Source organism: Streptomyces sp. NPDC051172 (genome assembly GCF_040682555.1).
Lineage (GTDB): Bacteria > Actinomycetota > Actinomycetes > Streptomycetales > Streptomycetaceae > Streptomyces.
Genome location: NZ_JBFBBE010000015.1, coordinates 1 through 16,701, shown reverse-complemented (window position 1 = coordinate 16,701; position 16,701 = coordinate 1). Strand labels below are relative to the sequence as shown.

The 16,701-nt window shown below is 68.7% G+C and carries 14 protein-coding genes; 8 read left to right on the top strand and 6 right to left on the bottom strand.

Annotation, left to right across the window (positions count from 1 at the left end; genetic code table 11):
- Positions 1–7: 7 nt before the first annotated feature.
- Positions 8–1,501, bottom strand: coding sequence for an NB-ARC domain-containing protein (locus AB0N07_RS11695; RefSeq protein WP_365834067.1), 1,494 nt, complete (start codon positions 1,499–1,501; stop codon positions 8–10).
- 268 nt (positions 1,502–1,769) lie between these two features.
- Here AB0N07_RS11695 and AB0N07_RS11690 point away from each other — a divergent pair, with 268 nt between their 5' ends.
- The 5 genes from AB0N07_RS11690 to mctP are packed head-to-tail and all read left to right on the top strand — an operon-like array spanning position 1,770 to position 9,115.
- Entirely contained in the window at positions 1,770–2,180 is a 411-nt protein-coding gene (locus AB0N07_RS11690; protein ID WP_365834066.1) for an OsmC family protein, read from the top strand.
- Positions 2,181–2,215: 35 nt separating this feature from the next.
- Complete coding sequence (locus AB0N07_RS11685) at positions 2,216–4,258, top strand: FAD/NAD(P)-binding protein (RefSeq protein WP_365834164.1); 2,043 nt, start codon at positions 2,216–2,218, stop codon at positions 4,256–4,258.
- Positions 4,258–5,922, top strand: a complete 1,665-nt coding sequence (locus AB0N07_RS11680) for a histidine phosphatase family protein (protein WP_365834065.1) — start codon at positions 4,258–4,260, stop codon at positions 5,920–5,922. The genes AB0N07_RS11685 and AB0N07_RS11680 overlap by 1 nt, the downstream gene beginning before the upstream one ends.
- A 2-nt stretch (positions 5,923–5,924) precedes the next feature.
- Positions 5,925–7,496 (top strand): MFS transporter, encoded by a 1,572-nt coding sequence (locus AB0N07_RS11675; protein WP_365834064.1) that lies wholly within the window; start codon positions 5,925–5,927, stop codon positions 7,494–7,496.
- Complete coding sequence (mctP, locus tag AB0N07_RS11670) at positions 7,493–9,115, top strand: monocarboxylate uptake permease MctP (RefSeq protein ID WP_365834063.1); 1,623 nt, start codon at positions 7,493–7,495, stop codon at positions 9,113–9,115. The genes AB0N07_RS11675 and mctP overlap by 4 nt, the downstream gene beginning before the upstream one ends.
- Positions 9,116–9,133: 18 nt before the next feature.
- Here mctP and AB0N07_RS11665 read toward each other — a convergent pair whose 3' ends face one another.
- Complete coding sequence (locus tag AB0N07_RS11665; RefSeq protein WP_365834062.1) at positions 9,134–9,733, bottom strand: TetR/AcrR family transcriptional regulator; 600 nt, start codon at positions 9,731–9,733, stop codon at positions 9,134–9,136.
- Between the two features lie 166 nt (positions 9,734–9,899).
- Between AB0N07_RS11665 and AB0N07_RS11660 the strand changes: the two genes are divergently transcribed.
- The 3 genes from AB0N07_RS11660 to AB0N07_RS11650 all read left to right on the top strand — a co-directional run bounded on the left by AB0N07_RS11660 (position 9,900) and on the right by AB0N07_RS11650 (position 14,693).
- Complete coding sequence (locus tag AB0N07_RS11660) at positions 9,900–10,046, top strand: hypothetical protein (RefSeq protein ID WP_365834061.1); 147 nt, start codon at positions 9,900–9,902, stop codon at positions 10,044–10,046.
- 110 nt (positions 10,047–10,156) lie between these two features.
- On the top strand, positions 10,157–10,807 hold the full coding sequence (locus tag AB0N07_RS11655) for a peroxiredoxin-like family protein (protein WP_365834060.1): 651 nt from the start codon (positions 10,157–10,159) through the stop codon (positions 10,805–10,807).
- Between the two features lie 829 nt (positions 10,808–11,636).
- Positions 11,637–14,693 (top strand): BTAD domain-containing putative transcriptional regulator, encoded by a 3,057-nt coding sequence (locus AB0N07_RS11650; RefSeq protein WP_365834059.1) that lies wholly within the window; start codon positions 11,637–11,639, stop codon positions 14,691–14,693.
- A gap of 75 nt (positions 14,694–14,768) precedes the next feature.
- Here AB0N07_RS11650 and AB0N07_RS11645 read toward each other — a convergent pair whose 3' ends face one another.
- The 4 genes from AB0N07_RS11645 to AB0N07_RS11630 form a co-directional block, all read right to left on the bottom strand.
- A complete protein-coding gene (locus AB0N07_RS11645) occupies positions 14,769–14,906 on the bottom strand; it encodes a hypothetical protein (protein WP_365834058.1) in 138 nt (45 codons plus the stop codon).
- Positions 14,907–15,083: 177 nt separating this feature from the next.
- Complete coding sequence (locus AB0N07_RS11640; protein ID WP_365834057.1) at positions 15,084–15,746, bottom strand: hypothetical protein; 663 nt, start codon at positions 15,744–15,746, stop codon at positions 15,084–15,086.
- Positions 15,747–15,928: 182 nt separating this feature from the next.
- Entirely contained in the window at positions 15,929–16,531 is a 603-nt protein-coding gene (locus AB0N07_RS11635; protein ID WP_365834056.1) for an NAD(P)H-dependent oxidoreductase, read from the bottom strand.
- A 52-nt stretch (positions 16,532–16,583) separates the two neighbouring features.
- The coding region (locus tag AB0N07_RS11630) for a DHHA1 domain-containing protein (protein WP_365834163.1) at positions 16,584–16,701 on the bottom strand (118 nt) is incomplete at its 5' end.

The following is a 16,701-nucleotide window of genomic DNA, read 5'->3' as shown; positions in this document are numbered from 1 at the left end:
AGGCCCCTCAGGCTGCGAGTACCCGCCCTGCGTGCAGCTGCTGCAGCGGTCCGGTCTCTTCGGCTGCCTCGGCGTGCTGCCGGGGAATGGGCAGCCGGAGTGTGCGGAGGGCCCGGGTTTCCAGTCGTACGGCGGCGTCGCGGCTGCGGCCGTGCTCCAGCAGGCGGCTCAGGGCCTGGCGGATGCGGGTGGCAGGTTCATCGATGCAGATACGTTCCTCCGCGTAGGCGTGGACGAGGGCGTGAAGTCGGAAGCCGCCGGCTGCGGTGCGCTCGATCAGGTGTGCTGCCGTCAGGGTGGCGAGGTGATGGTCGGCCGCGGCGGGCAGTTCGCCCAGGAGTGCGGCAGCCGTGGCGGCGTCGATCTCCTGCAGCGGCTGCAGGGCCAACAGGCGCAGCAGCCGCCGCGCGCTCTCCGGCAGTCGTGCGTCGGAAGCGGACAGCGCGGTCCGTACGCCGTCCTCCAGAGCCAGGGTGATCAGGGGCTCCCGGTAGTAGTCGCTGAGCGCCCAGGAGGGGTGGTCCCGCATGTGGCGGCCGATGGCCGACAGCGCCAGCGGGAGGTGGCCCAGCAGGTCGGCGATCCGGTGGACGGCCTGTATGTCCGGGGCGATGCGTTCGGCTCCCGCTGTCGCCCGCAGCAACTCGACGGAGTCGTCGGGGGCGAGCGGTTGCACCGACAGGCGAGGGGTTCCGTCGAGGCCGGTCAGGGCACGCCGACTTGTGATCACCGTGCAGCATCCTCGGACCCCGGGCAGCAAGGGGCGCAGCTGGTCCGCGTCCGCTGCGTCGTCCAGGACGATCAGCGCGCCGGTTCCTGTCAGCAGTTGCCGGTAGAGGGCTGCGCGTGCGTCGAGGTCGTACGGGATGCGGTCGCCGGTGGTGCCGAGCAGGCGAAGGAAGGTCTCCAGGACCGCCGCCGGGTCGGCGGACGGGCCTTGCGGGGCGGAGCCTCTCAAGTTCGCGAACAGGACGGGTGCGTCGGTGTGTTCCCCGGCGAGCAGCCGGTGAGCGATGTGCAGGGCCAGCGACGTCTTGCCGACCCCGGGCATGCCCTCCAGCGCCAACGCCGTCATGCCCCGGTCGCAGGCCAGCAGGACCTCCGCCCGGGCGACCGGATCGGCTCTGCCGACGAACACGGAAAGTCCTGCGGGCAGCCGGTCGTAGGCACTGACTCGTGCGGCGGCCTCGGCCTCGCCGAGCACCGCACGAAGCGACTGCCGCCAGACGGAGATGATGGCTTCGTCAGCACCGACGAGTGCCTGGACCACGGCCAGCAGAAGGTCCGAGTTGGGGCGCCGACGGCCCAGCTGGAAGCAGTTGCCCACGGTGGAGCGGGCCGGCCACTCGCCGCGCGGGCGTCCTGACCGCTGCCAGTCCCGGTGGATGCGCCGTGTTATCTCGGTGATCGACGGATTGCCCGCCCACGCCTTGAGCAGCCTCAGCTCCGCGATGAACTCGTCGATCGTGCGGGCCTTCACCGGATCCAGTACCTGCGGCACGAACATCCTCCCCCTGGGACACCTGGGCCACCAACAACTTGGAACAGTCATTTCAAGTTAGACGGCATGGGGCCTCGACTGTCAAGCGGTATCCGAGGGTCGACATCCCGCCACGGAGCGCATCCAGGTTCATCCACGATCACTCCGGAAGCCTGCATTCCGTCCTGATGCTGAGGCCCGTCCCTGCTCACCGGCATCCAGGAATCCCCATCGCCCCTGACGGCGAGCCTCGTGTGCCCCGTTCCAGGACAGGAGTCCGTACATCACCATGCCCGAAATCCGTGTGTCCCTACGCCCCGTCGGCGGCAGCGTCGTCGTGGGCCAGGCCAGAGACCACACGCTCACCATCGACCGGCCCAAGGAGAAAGAGGGCACCGACGCCGGCCCCATGGGCGGGGAGCTGCTGCTTCTGGCACTCGGCGGTTGCTACGTGAGCACCTTCCTCGCCGCCCTGAAGGCCGAGGACCCGCAGGCCGACGCCTCCGAGATCAGCTTCCAGGTCGACGGAAGCCTGGCGAGTGCGCCGACTCGTTTCTCCGAGATCACCGTGCAGGTGTCGGCACCCGCCGCCCTCCAGGACCTGATCTCCAAGCCTCTGCTCAAGGCCGAGCGGGGCTGCATCGTCCACAACTCGATCCGTGACGCCATAACGGTCCGCTTCACCCACGAGTGGCGCTGACTCTTCCCCCCACCGAAGGAGACAAGACCGTGGAAATGCAGCACGCCACGATGCACGACAGCCCGAGCCAGGACCGCGGCATGGCGGACTTGGCGATGCAGGCGAGCAGCATGCAGCACGACCCCATGGGCGGCGCGAGCCCGGGCAAGCGGCGCGTCACGGTCGTCGGCGCCGGCTTCTCCGGCACCCTCACCGCCATCCGGCTGCTCCACTTCGCCGATACGCCCCTGGAGATATGCCTGATAGAGCGCGAGGAGGGCTACCGCTACGGCGGTATCGCCTTCGGCTGGGCGTCCACCAACTGGGAGCACATGCTCAACATCCAGGCCGGCCGCATCACCCTGCGCCGCGAACGCCCTGAGGACTTCCTGGAGTGGGCCAACGAGGAGGCGGACCGCTCGGATTGGCCGCAGCGGTGGCAGTACCACACGTTCGGCGTGGCCTGCGTCGTGCCGCGGCGGATCTTCCGGCAGTACCTGGCCGAGCGGCTGCGCGACGCGGCTGCCGACGCCCACGCAGAGGTGACCCTGCGGGAGCTTTCCGGTGAGGTCATCGACGTACGGCGCCAGGGTGGCGGCTACGTCGTCAAGTACGCCGACGCCGCAGGGCCGGGCGGCGTGCACGACCTGCCGTCGGACCAGGTGATCCTCGCGACTGGCCACCTCCCGCCGGTGCAGGCGCCCTTCTACCACCGCATCAAGGACTGCGAACGCTTCCTCGCCGACCCCTACGCCCCCGGTGCGCAGGACTGGTTCCAGGAGGTCGGCCCCGAGGAGAGCGTCCTCGTCACGGGCTCCGCCCTGTCGGCCTTCGACACGGTGATCTCCCTGATCCACGCCGGCCACCGAGGACAGATCCTGATCTGCTCGCGCGGCGGCCACATGCACGGCACGTACCCCGTCGATCACGAACACGACATCTGGCAGGCCCGCCGACCGCCCTTCCTCGACGCCGAGCAGCTCACCCCCGAGGCGGTGGTGGAGGGGATCAAGGCGGAGTACGCTTACCTGCGCGCCGAGCACGGTGTGGAGCCGGGCAGCGCGCTCGACGCCGTCTTCCCCGAGCGGGTCATGAAGGCGTGGGAGCCGTACGTCATCGAGCTGGTCTCCCGTATGGACGCCCGCGACGTACGGATGCTGCTCGACCGGTACAAGAGCTTGATCGTCACCAACCGCACCAGCACCGTGCGGGAGATCGGCGGCGTCGTGCGCAGCCGGATGCGCGGATACAACGGCGCACCGAAGACCGTCGAGGCCCTGTCCGCCGGCATCCAGGACATGCGCCCCGTCGAGGACGGCACGAAGATCCGGGTGATCTTCGCCGACCAGCCGGACATCGTCGTCGACCGCGTCGTCAACTGCCTGGGCAACAAGACCGATTACGAGCACACCGACCACCCCCTGTGGCACGGCCTGGTCAACGGACACGGCTACGCGCAGCCGCAGACCAAGACCCACCGCGGCATCGAGGTCGGCCCCCACGGACAACTCATCGCAGCCGACGGCACGGCGGCAGCGGGCCTGTTCGGCGTCGGCCCGATGCGCCAGGGCGACGAGACCACCCGCCGCGGCCGGCTCGGCGCGTTCGTGTTCAGCATCGGCACCCTGCGCAACCAGTGCTTCGACACGGCGATGGAGGTGCTGCGCCGCCTCGATCCGGCAGGCGACGAGGAGCAGATGGACATCCCCGACGGCATCCACCACTGCCTGATCCGCAGCAGCGACTGGATCGCCGCCGATCTCGTCACCGAGGAACCGCAGGCCACCCGCTTGCGCGAGCGCCTGCAGAGCTACGCGAAGGACAACGCCTACCCCAACGCCGTCAACTACCTGCAGGCCCAGGACCGCACCGAGCGCCGTAAGTACCGTGCCATCCTCGACGACGACCTGGCCGACTTCGGCGCCGCCCTGGCCCGCGAGTTCGGCCTCACCGCCAAGCAGTCCCGGCGGACCGTCTCCCTGCTGGCCACGCTCGTGCAGAAGCACGCGGTCCACAACCTGTGCGACATCACCAAGCTGGCGGGCTGGGACTCCCAGTACGCCGAGCAGGTCAAGCACGCCCCGAAGAAGGGCGCGTGATGGCAGAGCACGACGAGCAGGAGCTGCTGAGCCGACTGTTCATGGTCCGGCACGGTGAGTCGACCTGCAATTCCGTCCACCGGATCGCCGGGCAGCGAGACGCCCCCCTGACCTTCCTCGGCCGGATCCAGGCCGAGAAGGTCGCGGGGCGCCACCGCGGTCAGCACTTCGACCGCGTCTATGTCTCCCCGCTGAACCGCGCCTATGAGACCGCCGACACCATCTTCGGTCTCGGCGCCCACCTGGCGGACGTTCCCGAGGTCGTGGTGGACGAGCGCCTGATGGAGCGCGACTTCGGCAGCTACACGCTGGAGAGCAAGTCCGTTCTCCAGCGCCGCCACGGCATCGCCGAGTACGAACGGGCCATGAACGCGGACAGCCCGACCATGCACGGCGGTGAGACGTTCCAGCAGTTCAAGGACCGCGTGCACGCCTTCTACGAGCAGGAGTTGCTGCCCGCGCTTCGGCGCGGCGAGAGGGTGTGCGTGGTCTCGCACAAGTACGTCGTGGAGCTGATCTGCCGGTTCATCCTGGACCGCCCGGCCGACGAGTCGTACGACCTGCGGCTGCCCAACTCCCAGATGCTGCAGGGCGACCGGATCCACAGCTACGTCAAGAACGAGAACAAGACCATGAACATGGTCTACGACTGGATCGTCGTCAACCATCCCGTGGTCTTCTGCGCCGGCCTGGCCGCGGGCCTGCTCGCCAACCTGGCGGGAGCGCGGATCTCCACCTCGCCCTATGTGCTGCTCCTGCTCCTGGTTCTGGCCAGCGTCATCACCATGTGCCGCATCGAACTGGAGAACGCGCGAGCCTTCGTGACCGACCGCGGCACGCTGAGATCCGTCGCCCTGCGTCACCTCGTCCTGCCGATCGCCTTCGCGGCCCTGGTGCGCTGGTCGGACGCGGGCAGTACGAGTACGGCGGCGATCGCCGCGGTGTTCCTCGCCACGCCCAGCTCCGTGGTGGCGATGACCGTCAGCCGCTGCCTCGGCGGGATGATCATGCCGACGTTCGCGCAGGTCCTGCTCTCCTCACTGGCCGCGACCCTGTCGTTCTCGGCGGTCCTCGCCCTGACTCTGCACGAGGACATCGCCCCGGCGATCGCCATCAGCGCAGCCACCTCGACCGGTGTCGTCACCGCGGTCTACCTCCTGGTCAGACGTCTGCGGGAACGCTCGCCCATCCGCACGGCCAAGTACGGCGAGCGCAACGGATACGTGGCGGTGCTGCTGCTGACCGCCTTCATCGTGCTGGTCTGCCTCAAGCTCGACCTGGACGGCTTCACCAGCTACGCGCCCACCGCGGTGGGCATCGCCGTCGGACTGCGCCTGGTCGCCGCCCTGCTCAAGCGGCGCCGTCACGTCCAGACGCTCGACGACTACACCGCCATGACCTACCCCAACGTGTTCGTGGTGGTCATCATCGCCGCGCTGACCGGCAACGGGCCGCTGGAGCAGGTGGCGATCTGGACCCTGCTGCCGATGTTCCTCCTGTCCTTCTTCGACAGCTGGTACGCCCGCCACCTCGTCGTCGCCCCGGACGACCCGCGCTGGCCCGACGTACTCGGCCTCAAGGACCGTCCGTCGGCCGAGCGGCGTGCCACCGCGCCCGTCCGCGCCGTCGAAGACCCCGACGCCCGGCTTTCCGCGAGGAGCTGACCTTGTCCGCGCCACCCGATTCGTTGATACCCCGGCCGTTACTGTTCTGGACCGGTGTCGCTCTCACCTGCGCCGGCGTCGCCGAACACCTGTGGATGTTCATCGACTCCGCATCCATGCACTTCCACATGGCCATGATGGACATGTCACCGGCGATCATGTGGGCTGCCATGGCCGCCATCGTCGTCGGCGTGCTGCTCTCAGGCTTCGCCGTCGTACAGCCGCGGACGGCCGGTCCCGCTGCCGCCCCCACTGCAGCCCGGGCCACGACGGCGAGTCGGCGCCGCCTCATCGCCATCCTGACCTTCGCGCTCCTGGTGGACCAGATGAAGCCCGCCACCCTGGCATTCATCTCGCCGGGCCTGCGGGCTGAATACGGACTGAGCGCCGCCGACGTTTCGTGGCTGCCCACGGTCGCGCTGACCGGCACCGTGCTCGGCTCGCTCGTCTGGGGACGCGCGGCGGACCGCATCGGCCGCCGGGCCACCATCCTCATCGCCTCCCTGCTCTTCCTCGGCACCACGGTGTGCGGCGCCATGCCGACCTACGCCGGCACCCTCGTCATGTGCGCCCTGATGGGCATGGCGGCAGGCGGCATGCTGCCCGTCGTCTACGCCCTGATGACCGAGAGCCTGCCCCCCGGCCGACGCGCGGCCATCATGGTCCTCCAGGCCGGGCTCACCACCACCGGCGGTTACATGGCCGCCTCCGGGCTGGCCGCGGTCCTCATTCCGCTGGCCGGCTGGCGCGTGACCTGGTTCGCCCAGCTCCCGCTGGTCCTGGTCCTGATCGCACTGAACCGCTGGATCCCCGAATCGGCCGCCTTCACCGCCCGGCAGACACGAGAGAAGCAGGTCCCCGCCTCCGCCCTGTTCAAGCCCCCGCAGACGGCCAAGACGCTGGTCGTCAGCGCCTACGCAATGGCCTGGGGCCTCGTCTACTGGGGCTTCATCACCTTCCTGCCCAGCCAGCTGGAATCCTCCGGCCGGCACGGCATGTCCGCCGCCACCCTGCTGTTCCTCTCGTCGCTGCTGGCCATCCCCACCTGCCTGGTCGGCGCGTGGCTCTACATGCACTGGTCGGCCAGGGGCACCATGGTCGTCTACGCGGCCCTCACCGTCGCCGCCCTCCTGACGCTCGCAGCCGTCGGCATGGACGGCAGCCGGCCGGTCCTCCTGGCCACGGTGATGCTGCTGTTCGCCGGCACCGCCGGCGTGATCGCGCTCATCGGCCCCTACACGGCCGAGATCTACCCCCTGGCCATCCGCGGCACCGCCGGCGGGTGGGCCGCGGCCGTCGGCAAGTCCGGCGGAGCCTTCGGCCCGCCCCTGATCGCCCTGGTCCTCTCGGCACCGGGAGGCATCCGCACCGCCGCGGTGTTCGTGGCGCTGCCCATGGCTCTGGCGGGACTCGCCGTCGCCGTCCGCGGCAGCAACCCGCAGGCCGCTGCCCCGACCCCGGAGGGCACCACCGCGTTGGACGCCGAACTCGACGAACTCGTCAGCAGCGAGGTCGTTGCCACCCGGGCCACAGCGACAACGCACCTGCCGGGCAAGGGAGGTACGCAGACATGACCGGTGGCGTCAACGTCGTGGCACTTGCTGTCTTCGCTCTGTTCTTCCTGCTCGTCACCGTCATGGGGTTCCTCGCCGCGCGCTGGCGCAAGTCCGGCGATGAGCACACGCTCGACGAATGGGGCCTGGGCGGCCGCTCGTTCGGCACCTGGATCACCTGGTTCCTGCTCGGCGGCGACGTCTACACCGCCTACACCTTCGTCGCCGTACCCGCGGCGATCTACGCGGCGGGCGCGGCCGGCTTCTTCGCGGTGCCGTACACGATCCTCGTCTACCCGCTGATCTTCACCTTCCTGCCCCGCCTGTGGTCCGTCTGCCACCGCCACGGGTACGTCACCACGGCGGACTTCGTCCGCGGCCGCTTCGGCTCGAAGGGCCTGTCGCTCGCCGTGGCCTTCACGGGCATCCTCGCGACGATGCCGTACATCGCGCTCCAACTCGTGGGCATCCAGGCGGTGCTGGACGTGCTCGGCGTCGGCGGTGGCGAGAACACCAACTGGTTCGTGAAGGACCTGCCGCTGCTGATCGCCTTCGGCGTGCTGGCCGCCTACACCTACTCATCGGGCCTGCGTGCCCCGGCCATGATCGCCTTCGTGAAGGACGCGCTGATCTACGTCGTCATCGTCGTCGCGATCATCTACATTCCGATCAAGCTGGGCGGCTTCGACCACGTCTTCGCCCAGGCGAGCCAGAAGTACGCGGCAGCCGGTGCCGGCGGTCTGCTCCCACCCGCAGGGGGGCGATGGACCTACGCCACCCTCGCGCTCGGCTCCGCGATGGCCATGTTCATGTACCCGCACTCGATCACGGCGACGCTCTCGTCCCGCAGCCGCGAGGTGATCCGCCGCAGTACGACGGTGATGCCGCTCTACACCCTGATGCTCGGCCTCTTGGCGCTGCTCGGTTTCATGGCGATCGCGGCCGGGGTGAAGGTCACCAACGGGCAGCTGGCGATCCCGCAGCTGTTCGAGGACATGTTCCCGAGCTGGTTCGCGGGCGTGGCCTTCGCGGCGATCGGCATCGGCGCGCTGGTGCCGGCGGCCATCATGTCGATCGCGGCCGCGAACCTCTTCACCCGCAACATCTACAAGGACTTCATCAGGCCCGACGCCACGCCCCAGCAGGAGACCAAGGTCTCCAAGCTCGTGTCCCTGCTGGTGAAGGTCGGCGCCCTGGTCTTCGTCCTCACCATGGACAAGACGGTCGCGATCAACTTCCAGCTGCTGGGCGGAATCTGGATCCTGCAGACCTTCCCGGCCCTGGTCGGCGGCCTGTTCACGCGCTGGTTCCACCGCTGGGCGCTGCTCGCCGGCTGGGCGGTCGGCATGGTCTACGGCACCCTCGCCGCCTACGGTGTCTCCTCGCCCACGCAGGAGCACTTCGGCGGCTCATCGGCGGCGATCCCAGGCATCGGCCGGACCGGCTACATCGGCCTGACGGCATGCGTGCTCAACGTCGCCCTGACGGTGGTCCTCACCTTCGTCCTGAAGGCGGCCAAGGCCCCCGAGGGCATCGACGCCACAGCCCCGGGGGACTACACCGCGGATGCGGCAGAAACCGAAGCCGTGTCAGCTTCCGCCTTCCGTCCGGGCGCTTCACCTGCACCCAACCCCAGTTGAGACCCGATCGACGGATACCTACGCCGCCGCCCTGACGCCGAGCGAGTCCAGGGCGGCGGCCACCGTCTTTCGCAACGACGCGGCGTCGGCACCGGCACGCGAGCGCAAGTTGACGCCGTAGGCGAGCAACGCCAGCAGATCCGCGGAAGCACCGGGGTCGGCCCCGGGGGCCAGCTGACCCTGGTGGGCGGCGGTGACCAGTGCCGCGTGCATCGCCTCGCGCAGCTCCCGGTGGTGCTGGTCCAGGACGCCGCGCACCGCCGGATCGCTGTTCTCGGCCCCGGCATGGGCGTTGGAGACCATGCAGCCCCACTGGGCGTACTCGCCCGAGCAGCGCGCCTCGATCAGGCCGGCGAAGAACTCGGAGACGGCCGGCAGACCTCGCTCGTCCTCGGCCAGGCGGCGGAACATCGGCTGGGAACGCTGCTCCAGGTACCGGCGCAGCGCGGCGAGGTAGAGCTCCTGCTTGCCGCCGAACGTGGCGTACAGGCTGGAGCGGTTGAGCCCGGTCGCGGTCACCACGTCCTGGATCCCGGTCGAGGCCACGCCCTGCCGCCAGAACAGCCGCACCACGGTCTCCAGGGCGGCATCCGGATCGAAGTGCTTGATGTCCGGCACGTTTCACCCCGCCATCCTGAAATAAGAATTCCAAGATACTCCCCGTTCACCAACCCGCAAAGGTGCTGACGGGTACAGCGCAGGACAGGCCGCCCACCTGCGCGAAGGCATCCAGGTTCGTCCACGATCCGCCCGTGGTGGCGCCGATCGCCGTGACCATGCCCCCATGAATCGCATACCAGCCCTCTGGGCGGCCGCATACGGGTCGCAGACCCCCCGCCTCCGCCGCTACGTCGCCCGTCGCGCGGTCCAACTCGCCGCGTTCATCAAGGCTCTCGCACTGGCCGACCACCGCCCCTTCACCAGCCTCTGACCCGTCGGCACCTCCGCATGGCTGGCGCGGGGCCACGCATGCCCTTATCTTGGAACGGTTATTTCAAGATTGGGTCCCGCTCCAGTCGCCGACCAGGAGGAACGAGCACCGTGACCACCCTCAATGCCGAACTGCGCACCTTCTACGAAGCGCGTCAGCAGCAGATCCCCGCCGAGATTCGGGAGATCATGCACCGTGCCGGCCAGGAACTCGCCGACTCCGGCCAGGCAGACCGCGCCCTGACCGTCGGCGCCCGGGCCCCACGCTTCAGCCTCCCCACCGCGACCGGACAGACCCTGGCCCTGGACGACCTGCTCACCGCCGGCCCGGTCGTCCTGACCTTCTACCGCGGCGCCTGGTGCCCGTACTGCAACATCGCTCTGCGCTCCCTCCAGCAGCACCACGAGGCCATCGCCGCCCGCGGCGCACGCCTGGTGGCCGTCTCCCCGCAGATCCCCGACGAGTCCGTCACCCTGTCCGAGAAGCACGACCTCGCCTTCGACGTCCTCAGCGACATCGGCTCCGACACCGCCAAGCAGTACGGCCTCGCCTTCGACCTCCCCGACGACCTCGCCGCCGTCTACGACAAGCTCGGCTTCGACCTCCAGCGTGTCAACGACGGCCACCCGCGCACGCTCCCGCTGCCCGCCACCTACGTCATCGACCGGGACGGCGTGATCCGCTGGGCCTTCGTCGACACCGACTACACCACCCGCGCCGAACCGGCCGACATCCTCGCCGCCCTCGATGCCCTGAGCTGACCGTCCCTGCCTGCCCGCAGGCTCGGACGATGCGGGGGCGACGCCTTCAGCAGCCGTTGTCCTTACGATCTTGAGAGATGGGTGCCTCGATCGGGTGGTCGGGCGTCGGCGGCGCCGAGTGCGTCCATCGCCCTGTGGGCGCGCGAGGGCGAGCGGCGCCTGGCCGCTCGGAGTGCCATGAGCTTCCTTGTTCAGTGATCCGACCCCGCACAGCCGCCGGGCTGGGGCTCTGTTCGCATGTCGCGCCGGGCGCCAGGGGCCGCCGGGATCCAACCGTCAGGCGGCGCGGCACTGAGGGCCGGTTCCGGATCAGGTCCTTCGACGGTAGCCGGGTATGGGCGCGTTTCAGCCAGGACGCCTCGTTGTGAGCTGTTCCAACGACGTCGACTCACACTCATCCGACCTGCGGAGAGTCTCTCGGGGTTGACCGCGACTTCGCGCCATTCGGTGCTTGTTCATTGACGCATACGTCAACTACTGCTGAAGATCGCAGGGGTCATTGATGGTGGGCGCCGACGCCTCATGACTCGGGGGGCATCGGCGCAGTTACGGGGAGGGGGGCGCAATGCTTGCGCCCGCAGGGCGCCGAGTTGCGCCTGTGACACGTCCACAACGAGCCGTGTGGGTGGCAGTGAGCGGCTCAGCGATTCCAGCGACGGGTGGTCGCCGCCATGCCGACCGGAACGAGTTGTGACGACGACCGGGGGCCGGTCCTGCTCGTCGTGGTCACCCCGGCTCAACGCACCGGAACCGTCGCGACTGGGCAAGTTAAGGTCTACCTGCTGTAAGACCGCACCACTGGTTTTGCGCTACTTCAGGGAGGGGGGCCATGGGTACCGCAGAACACACACTGAATTCCCAGAACCCGAAGCTGATCTTTAACATTCTTGGCCCACTTACGGGCTGGGCCGGTGAGGAACGGGTCTTCTTCGGCGGGCAGGTCCAGAAGCGTCTCATGGCCATGCTCTTGCTCGACCCGGGTCGGGTCGTGCCCATTCACCGCCTCATCGAAGCCGTATGGGAACAGGATCCTCCGGCTACGGCGGCTCACCAGGTCAGAAAAGCCGTTGCGGAATTGCGTAAGAGAATTCCTAACGGACCTGCCGTCATTCTCACCGACGGGCCGGGCTACCAAGTGGATCCGGCAGAGTGCCGACTGGATCTCCTCGAGTTCGACGAGCGGACCCAGGCCGCGGGCAGGGCTCTTCGGGAAGGCGACCGTGCCGCGGCCGTCGACGAACTGCGCGCCGCTCTCTCCCTGTGGAAGGGTTCTGTCCTGTCAGGGGAAGGCGGGCCAGTGGTCGAAGGCGCGGCCACAGCCCTTGAGGAGCGGCGGCTCGCCGCCACCGAGCAGCTTTTCGAATTGCGTCTGGCGCTCGGTGAAAGCAGTGAGCTGGTGTCGGAGCTGCACGCGCTCATCGCCGAGTACCCGCTGCGCGAGACTCTGCGCGGCCACCTGATGCTCGCTCTGTACCGCTCCGGCCGTCAGGCGGAGGCACTCGAAGAGTACGGCAGAGTCCGTGAGGAGCTGCGGGACAGACTGGGCATCGACCCGGGACCCCGACTGGTCGAGCTGCACACGGGCATCCTGCAGAGCAGGCCCGAGCTGAACGCTCCGGAACCCTCGGCGCCAAGTGAGGTCACAGGGACGAGGCATCCGGCCTCACGGTCGCTGCCGCTGTGCACGTTGCCGCCGAGCCTGTCCGACTTCACCGGCCGGGAAAGGGAATTGGCCGAGCTTCTCGACTACGTGGAGGCAGGGACCCCGTTCGGCGATCCATCTCCCCGTATCGTCGCCATTGACGGCATGGGGGGCACGGGCAAGACTTCTCTCGCCGTCAGGGCGGCCCATCTACTGGTGGAACGTTTCTCTGACGGTCAGGTCTCGATCGACCTCCGCGGGTTCACTCCCGGCGAGGGCCCGCTGTCCCCCGCCACTGCGCTGGACGTTCTGCTGCGGTACCTCGGAACACCGGGCGACCGGATCCCGGACGACTTGGAGGGCAGGACCGGTCTGTGGCGGTCCCTCCTCGCGGACCGCCGGCTGCTTCTGCTGCTCGACAACGTGGTGAGCGCCGAGCAGATCCAACCCCTGCTCCCAGCAGCTCCCGGCTGCCTGGTCCTCACCACCAGCAGGTCGAGGCTGATGGACCTCGACGGGGCCAAGTGGATCTCCATCGGACTGATGCCGCCCGAGGAGAGCGCCGCCCTCGTGGCCGAGACGCTGAGCCCGGAGCGGGTGAACGCCGAACCGGAGGCGGCTGCGGAGCTCGCCGAACTGTGCGGGCATCTGCCTCTTGCCCTCCGCCTCGCGACTGCCCGCCTGCGAAACCGGCCGCGTTGGACCATTCGCTACCTGGTCAAGCGGCTGCGCGACGAGAACCGTCGGCTGGACGAACTCCGCTCGGGTGAACGCAGCGTCGCAGCCACGCTTCATCTGTCGTACCTGGCGATGTCCGAGCAGCACCGCACCGCGTTCCTGGTCCTGGGGTTGCACCCAGGCGCGGTCTTCGACGTTCACTCGGCTGCCGCGCTGCTCGGCATCCATCCTCTGGATGCCGAGGACACTCTGGAGTCACTGCTCGACGCCCACCTGCTCCAGCAACCCGCCACCGACCTCTACACCTTTCATGACCTGGTGCGCAGCTTTGCCCAAGGCATGGGTGATGCCACGGGGGAACTCGACGAGGCGGCCGCCGTCGAGAGGCTCCTCCGCTACTACGTCACGACCACGGACGCAGCATGTGATGTGCTGTTCCCCGGCAGGACGTACCGTCGCACCGGTCTCCCTCCCTACGAAGGCGAACGCCCTCCAATACGGGATGCCGAGCAGGCCACGGCCTGGTCCGCCCGGGAACACGGCGGACTTCTGGCAGCTGTGGCCCTGGCCGAGCGACGCGGTTATGACAGACACACCGTCTGTCTGACGCGCAATCTCAACTTCCTTCTGCACGCTCGCGGACAGTTCGACGATCTCTGGAATCTCGGACATTTCGCGGTCTCTGCCGCCCGGCGGCTCGACGAGCCGGCCTTGCTGTGCGTCGCACTCTCCAATCTCGGCTCGGCCTGCTGGAAACTCGGCCGCATCGAGGAAGGTCTCAAAGTGGCCGTGGAAGGGCGTGACATCGCGACAGGCCTGGGAGACCGGCATACCGAAGCGCACGGCGAGTCGATCATCGGGCTGCTGCTGACGGAGCTGGGGAAGTACCGCGAAGCCCTGCCCTTGCTGAAGCGGTCCATAGCCCTGGCCAGGGAGCTGGGGACACCGCGCGCCGAGGCGGAGAGCCTGGCGACACTCAGCACTCTGTACGAGCGCTGGGGACGTTATCCCGAAGCGGCCGACGCTGCCCGAAGAGCCATCGAGGCCAGCCGAAGCATCGGGTACCGCGACAATGAGGTCATGGCGCTGACCGACCTGGCCTTCGCCCATGTGGGCCTCGGCGAGTACACCGACGCGCACCACAGGCTGATGGAGGCACGCAGCCTGTGCGACGAGTCGACGAGCCCCGGCGACGTCGGCTTGGTACTCGCGCTGTCTGCCAAGGTCGAGCACCACCTGGGTGAGGAAGCGCAGGCGCACGAGCTCGCCGACCGCGCTCTGCTGCTCGCTCGCACGAGCACTGCGCAAGTCCGGCTTGCGAAGGTCCAGAACCTTGTGGGTTCACTGCATGAGGCGTGGCGGGATCACGCGACCGCACGGAAGCTGTACGCCCAGGCGCACACGACGGCCGCGGCCATACGTTTCCGCTCCGAGGAAGCCTTCGCACTGCTGGGACTGGCGCGGGTTACCGAAGCCCTGGGGGAGGAGTCCGTGGCGGCTGAGCACCGCTCGGCAGCGGAGAAGCTCTTCGACCTCATGGAGCTTCCGCAGCACGCCCGCTCCTGACGCCGCGCACAAGGATGTGCCGCGCACCGGTGGTCGGTGCGCGGCACATTTTTTCAGGGCTTGCTGCCCGGGTCCCTACTGGCCACTGATCACCGTAGGCCCGCTGTTGTTCGCCAGCACTTCGTGGCCGGCCGAGTGGGACGCCGCGCCCATGCCGATCGCCAGAATGACTGCTGTCAGAATCCCCACCACTTTGGCCGACTTCTTGCGCATGCTCTTGTTCCCCCTGGGTACCTGCTGGGCGCGATGTCCGCGGTGCGCGGTGCTCGCTCTCGGTGACACGTACGTTGACGGAAAGCGATCCCCAGCGAATACCGTCTCGTTCCCACCCTCCCCGCCGCGCTGCCCGCGCCGCCCGCGTCGGCACCTGCCCGAGCCGTGTTCACCGGTTCACGTGCTCAGCCAGTCGCAGAGCAGCGAGCCATGCCCCGGTCGGCCGACCGCCGCGATGCGCACGCCGTCCGGGGTGAGGACTCCTTCGGTGCGTGCTTCTCCGCATTCGTGTCCGGCCAGATCAAGCAACGCCCTGACGGCCGCCTTGATGTCGGCCGACACGTCGGCCAGGTGGGGTTCGGCCACCGTGGTGACAGTGACGTCGGCCACGAGGTGCATACCGCGAACAGTCAGTGTGTCCGCGGTGAATCGCGGGCCGGTCACCAGTTTCTCCAGCACGTAGGGACCACGCGGCCCCGGCGAGGCAGAAGTTTCCTGCTCGGCCAATTGAACGAGATGCCGGTGTCCCCGCACGGACACCGTGCGGGGACTGCCCGTCGCATCGGTCCACCTGACGGCGAACGGCGGCCCCAACGCCTCGCCCAGCTCACGTACTTCGGCAATGGTGTCCGCGCGGGCGGTATGCAGGGCGGACAGTCCGCTCCGGTTGAGGAGGCGCCGGATCGCCGCCGTGTCCAGCGCGGTGTTCGTCGGGTCTTCGGGACCGGCGCAGAACTCACCGACGACAGCCCGCACGTTGACGGCGGCTTCCCCGCTGATCTGTCCGCCCAGGTGGAGGGTGTGATCAATCCGGTTCCGGTGAGAGGTGTCGGTCAGCACGGCGTGCAGCGCCGAGGCGTTGCCGAAGTCGGCGCACACCAGGCGCTCGGGGGGCAGGCCGACGGCCTTCCGGAAACCCGGTGGCCGAAGTTCCGGGTCCCATACGGCCCAGACCTCAAGGCCTGCCTCGACGGCCTCGCTCACGAGGCCGGGGTGGGGCGCCACCAATTGCACTCGAGGCATCACGAGCCGTCCGACGCATGCGAAGGAAGTACTGCCGTCCCCTCCCGGGCGAAGAAGTCCGCCGCCCGGTCGAGCGCGGCGGGATCGTCCAGAACCTGACCCGGCTTGGTGCCGTTGGCCAGCAGCACGCCGCCCCAGCGCATGCCCAGGTAGTCGGCGCAGTTGCGCAGCGTGCCGACGAGGGGGTCGGCAAGCGCAGCGTCGACCGACGCGTACGCCGTCACGCCCCACATCGTCTTCCCTCGCATGTCGTTCACGAAGTCCGTGCCGGGCACGCGCATCCAGCCGGACCAGTGGTCCAAATAGAGCTTCACGCTGGCGGACAGGCTGTACCAGTACAGAGGGCTGACGATGACGAGATCGGTCGCTTTCCTCGTCGACTGCCAAAGGACACGGGCATTCCCTTCCGGTTCCTTGTATATGCCGGTGCCGGTATGCCGCACATCCTCGAAAGGCGGGAGCGGGTGGTCAGTGAGTCGTATCCACTCCTGTTCCACGGATTCCGGCAGTGCGGCCGCCGCGCGCCGGGCGAGTGCCTCGGAGTTTCCGTTCCGGCGTGTGCTGCCCAGAACGAAAAGAAAGGAGGAGGGCTGGGATTGCATGTGCGTTCTCTCTATGGGGTCGGCATCGGTTGTGTTCGGGTCCTGTGCGCCGTCAAGCCGTCTCGGTGACGAGGTGCTCGACGGCGTCCACGGCGTCGCCGATGGCGGCGGGGTTCTGGCCGCCGCCCTGGGCGACGTCCGGCTTGCCGCCACCGCCGCCGCCGAGGGTC

Excerpts from the sequence above, each read along its gene's own strand:
- AB0N07_RS11685 (WP_365834164.1), top strand. The coding sequence starts at position 2,216 with ATGCAGCACGCCACGATGCACGACAGCCCGAGCCAGGACCGCGGCATG.
- AB0N07_RS11645 (WP_365834058.1), bottom strand. The coding sequence starts at position 14,906 with ATGCGCAAGAAGTCGGCCAAAGTGGTGGGGATTCTGACAGCAGTCATT.
- AB0N07_RS11635 (WP_365834056.1), bottom strand. The coding sequence starts at position 16,531 with ATGCAATCCCAGCCCTCCTCCTTTCTTTTCGTTCTGGGCAGCACACGC.
- mctP (WP_365834063.1), top strand. The coding sequence starts at position 7,493 with ATGACCGGTGGCGTCAACGTCGTGGCACTTGCTGTCTTCGCTCTGTTC.
- AB0N07_RS11660 (WP_365834061.1), top strand. The coding sequence starts at position 9,900 with ATGAATCGCATACCAGCCCTCTGGGCGGCCGCATACGGGTCGCAGACC.
- AB0N07_RS11690 (WP_365834066.1), top strand. The coding sequence starts at position 1,770 with ATGCCCGAAATCCGTGTGTCCCTACGCCCCGTCGGCGGCAGCGTCGTC.
- AB0N07_RS11680 (WP_365834065.1), top strand. The coding sequence starts at position 4,258 with ATGGCAGAGCACGACGAGCAGGAGCTGCTGAGCCGACTGTTCATGGTC.
- AB0N07_RS11650 (WP_365834059.1), top strand. The coding sequence starts at position 11,637 with ATGGGTACCGCAGAACACACACTGAATTCCCAGAACCCGAAGCTGATC.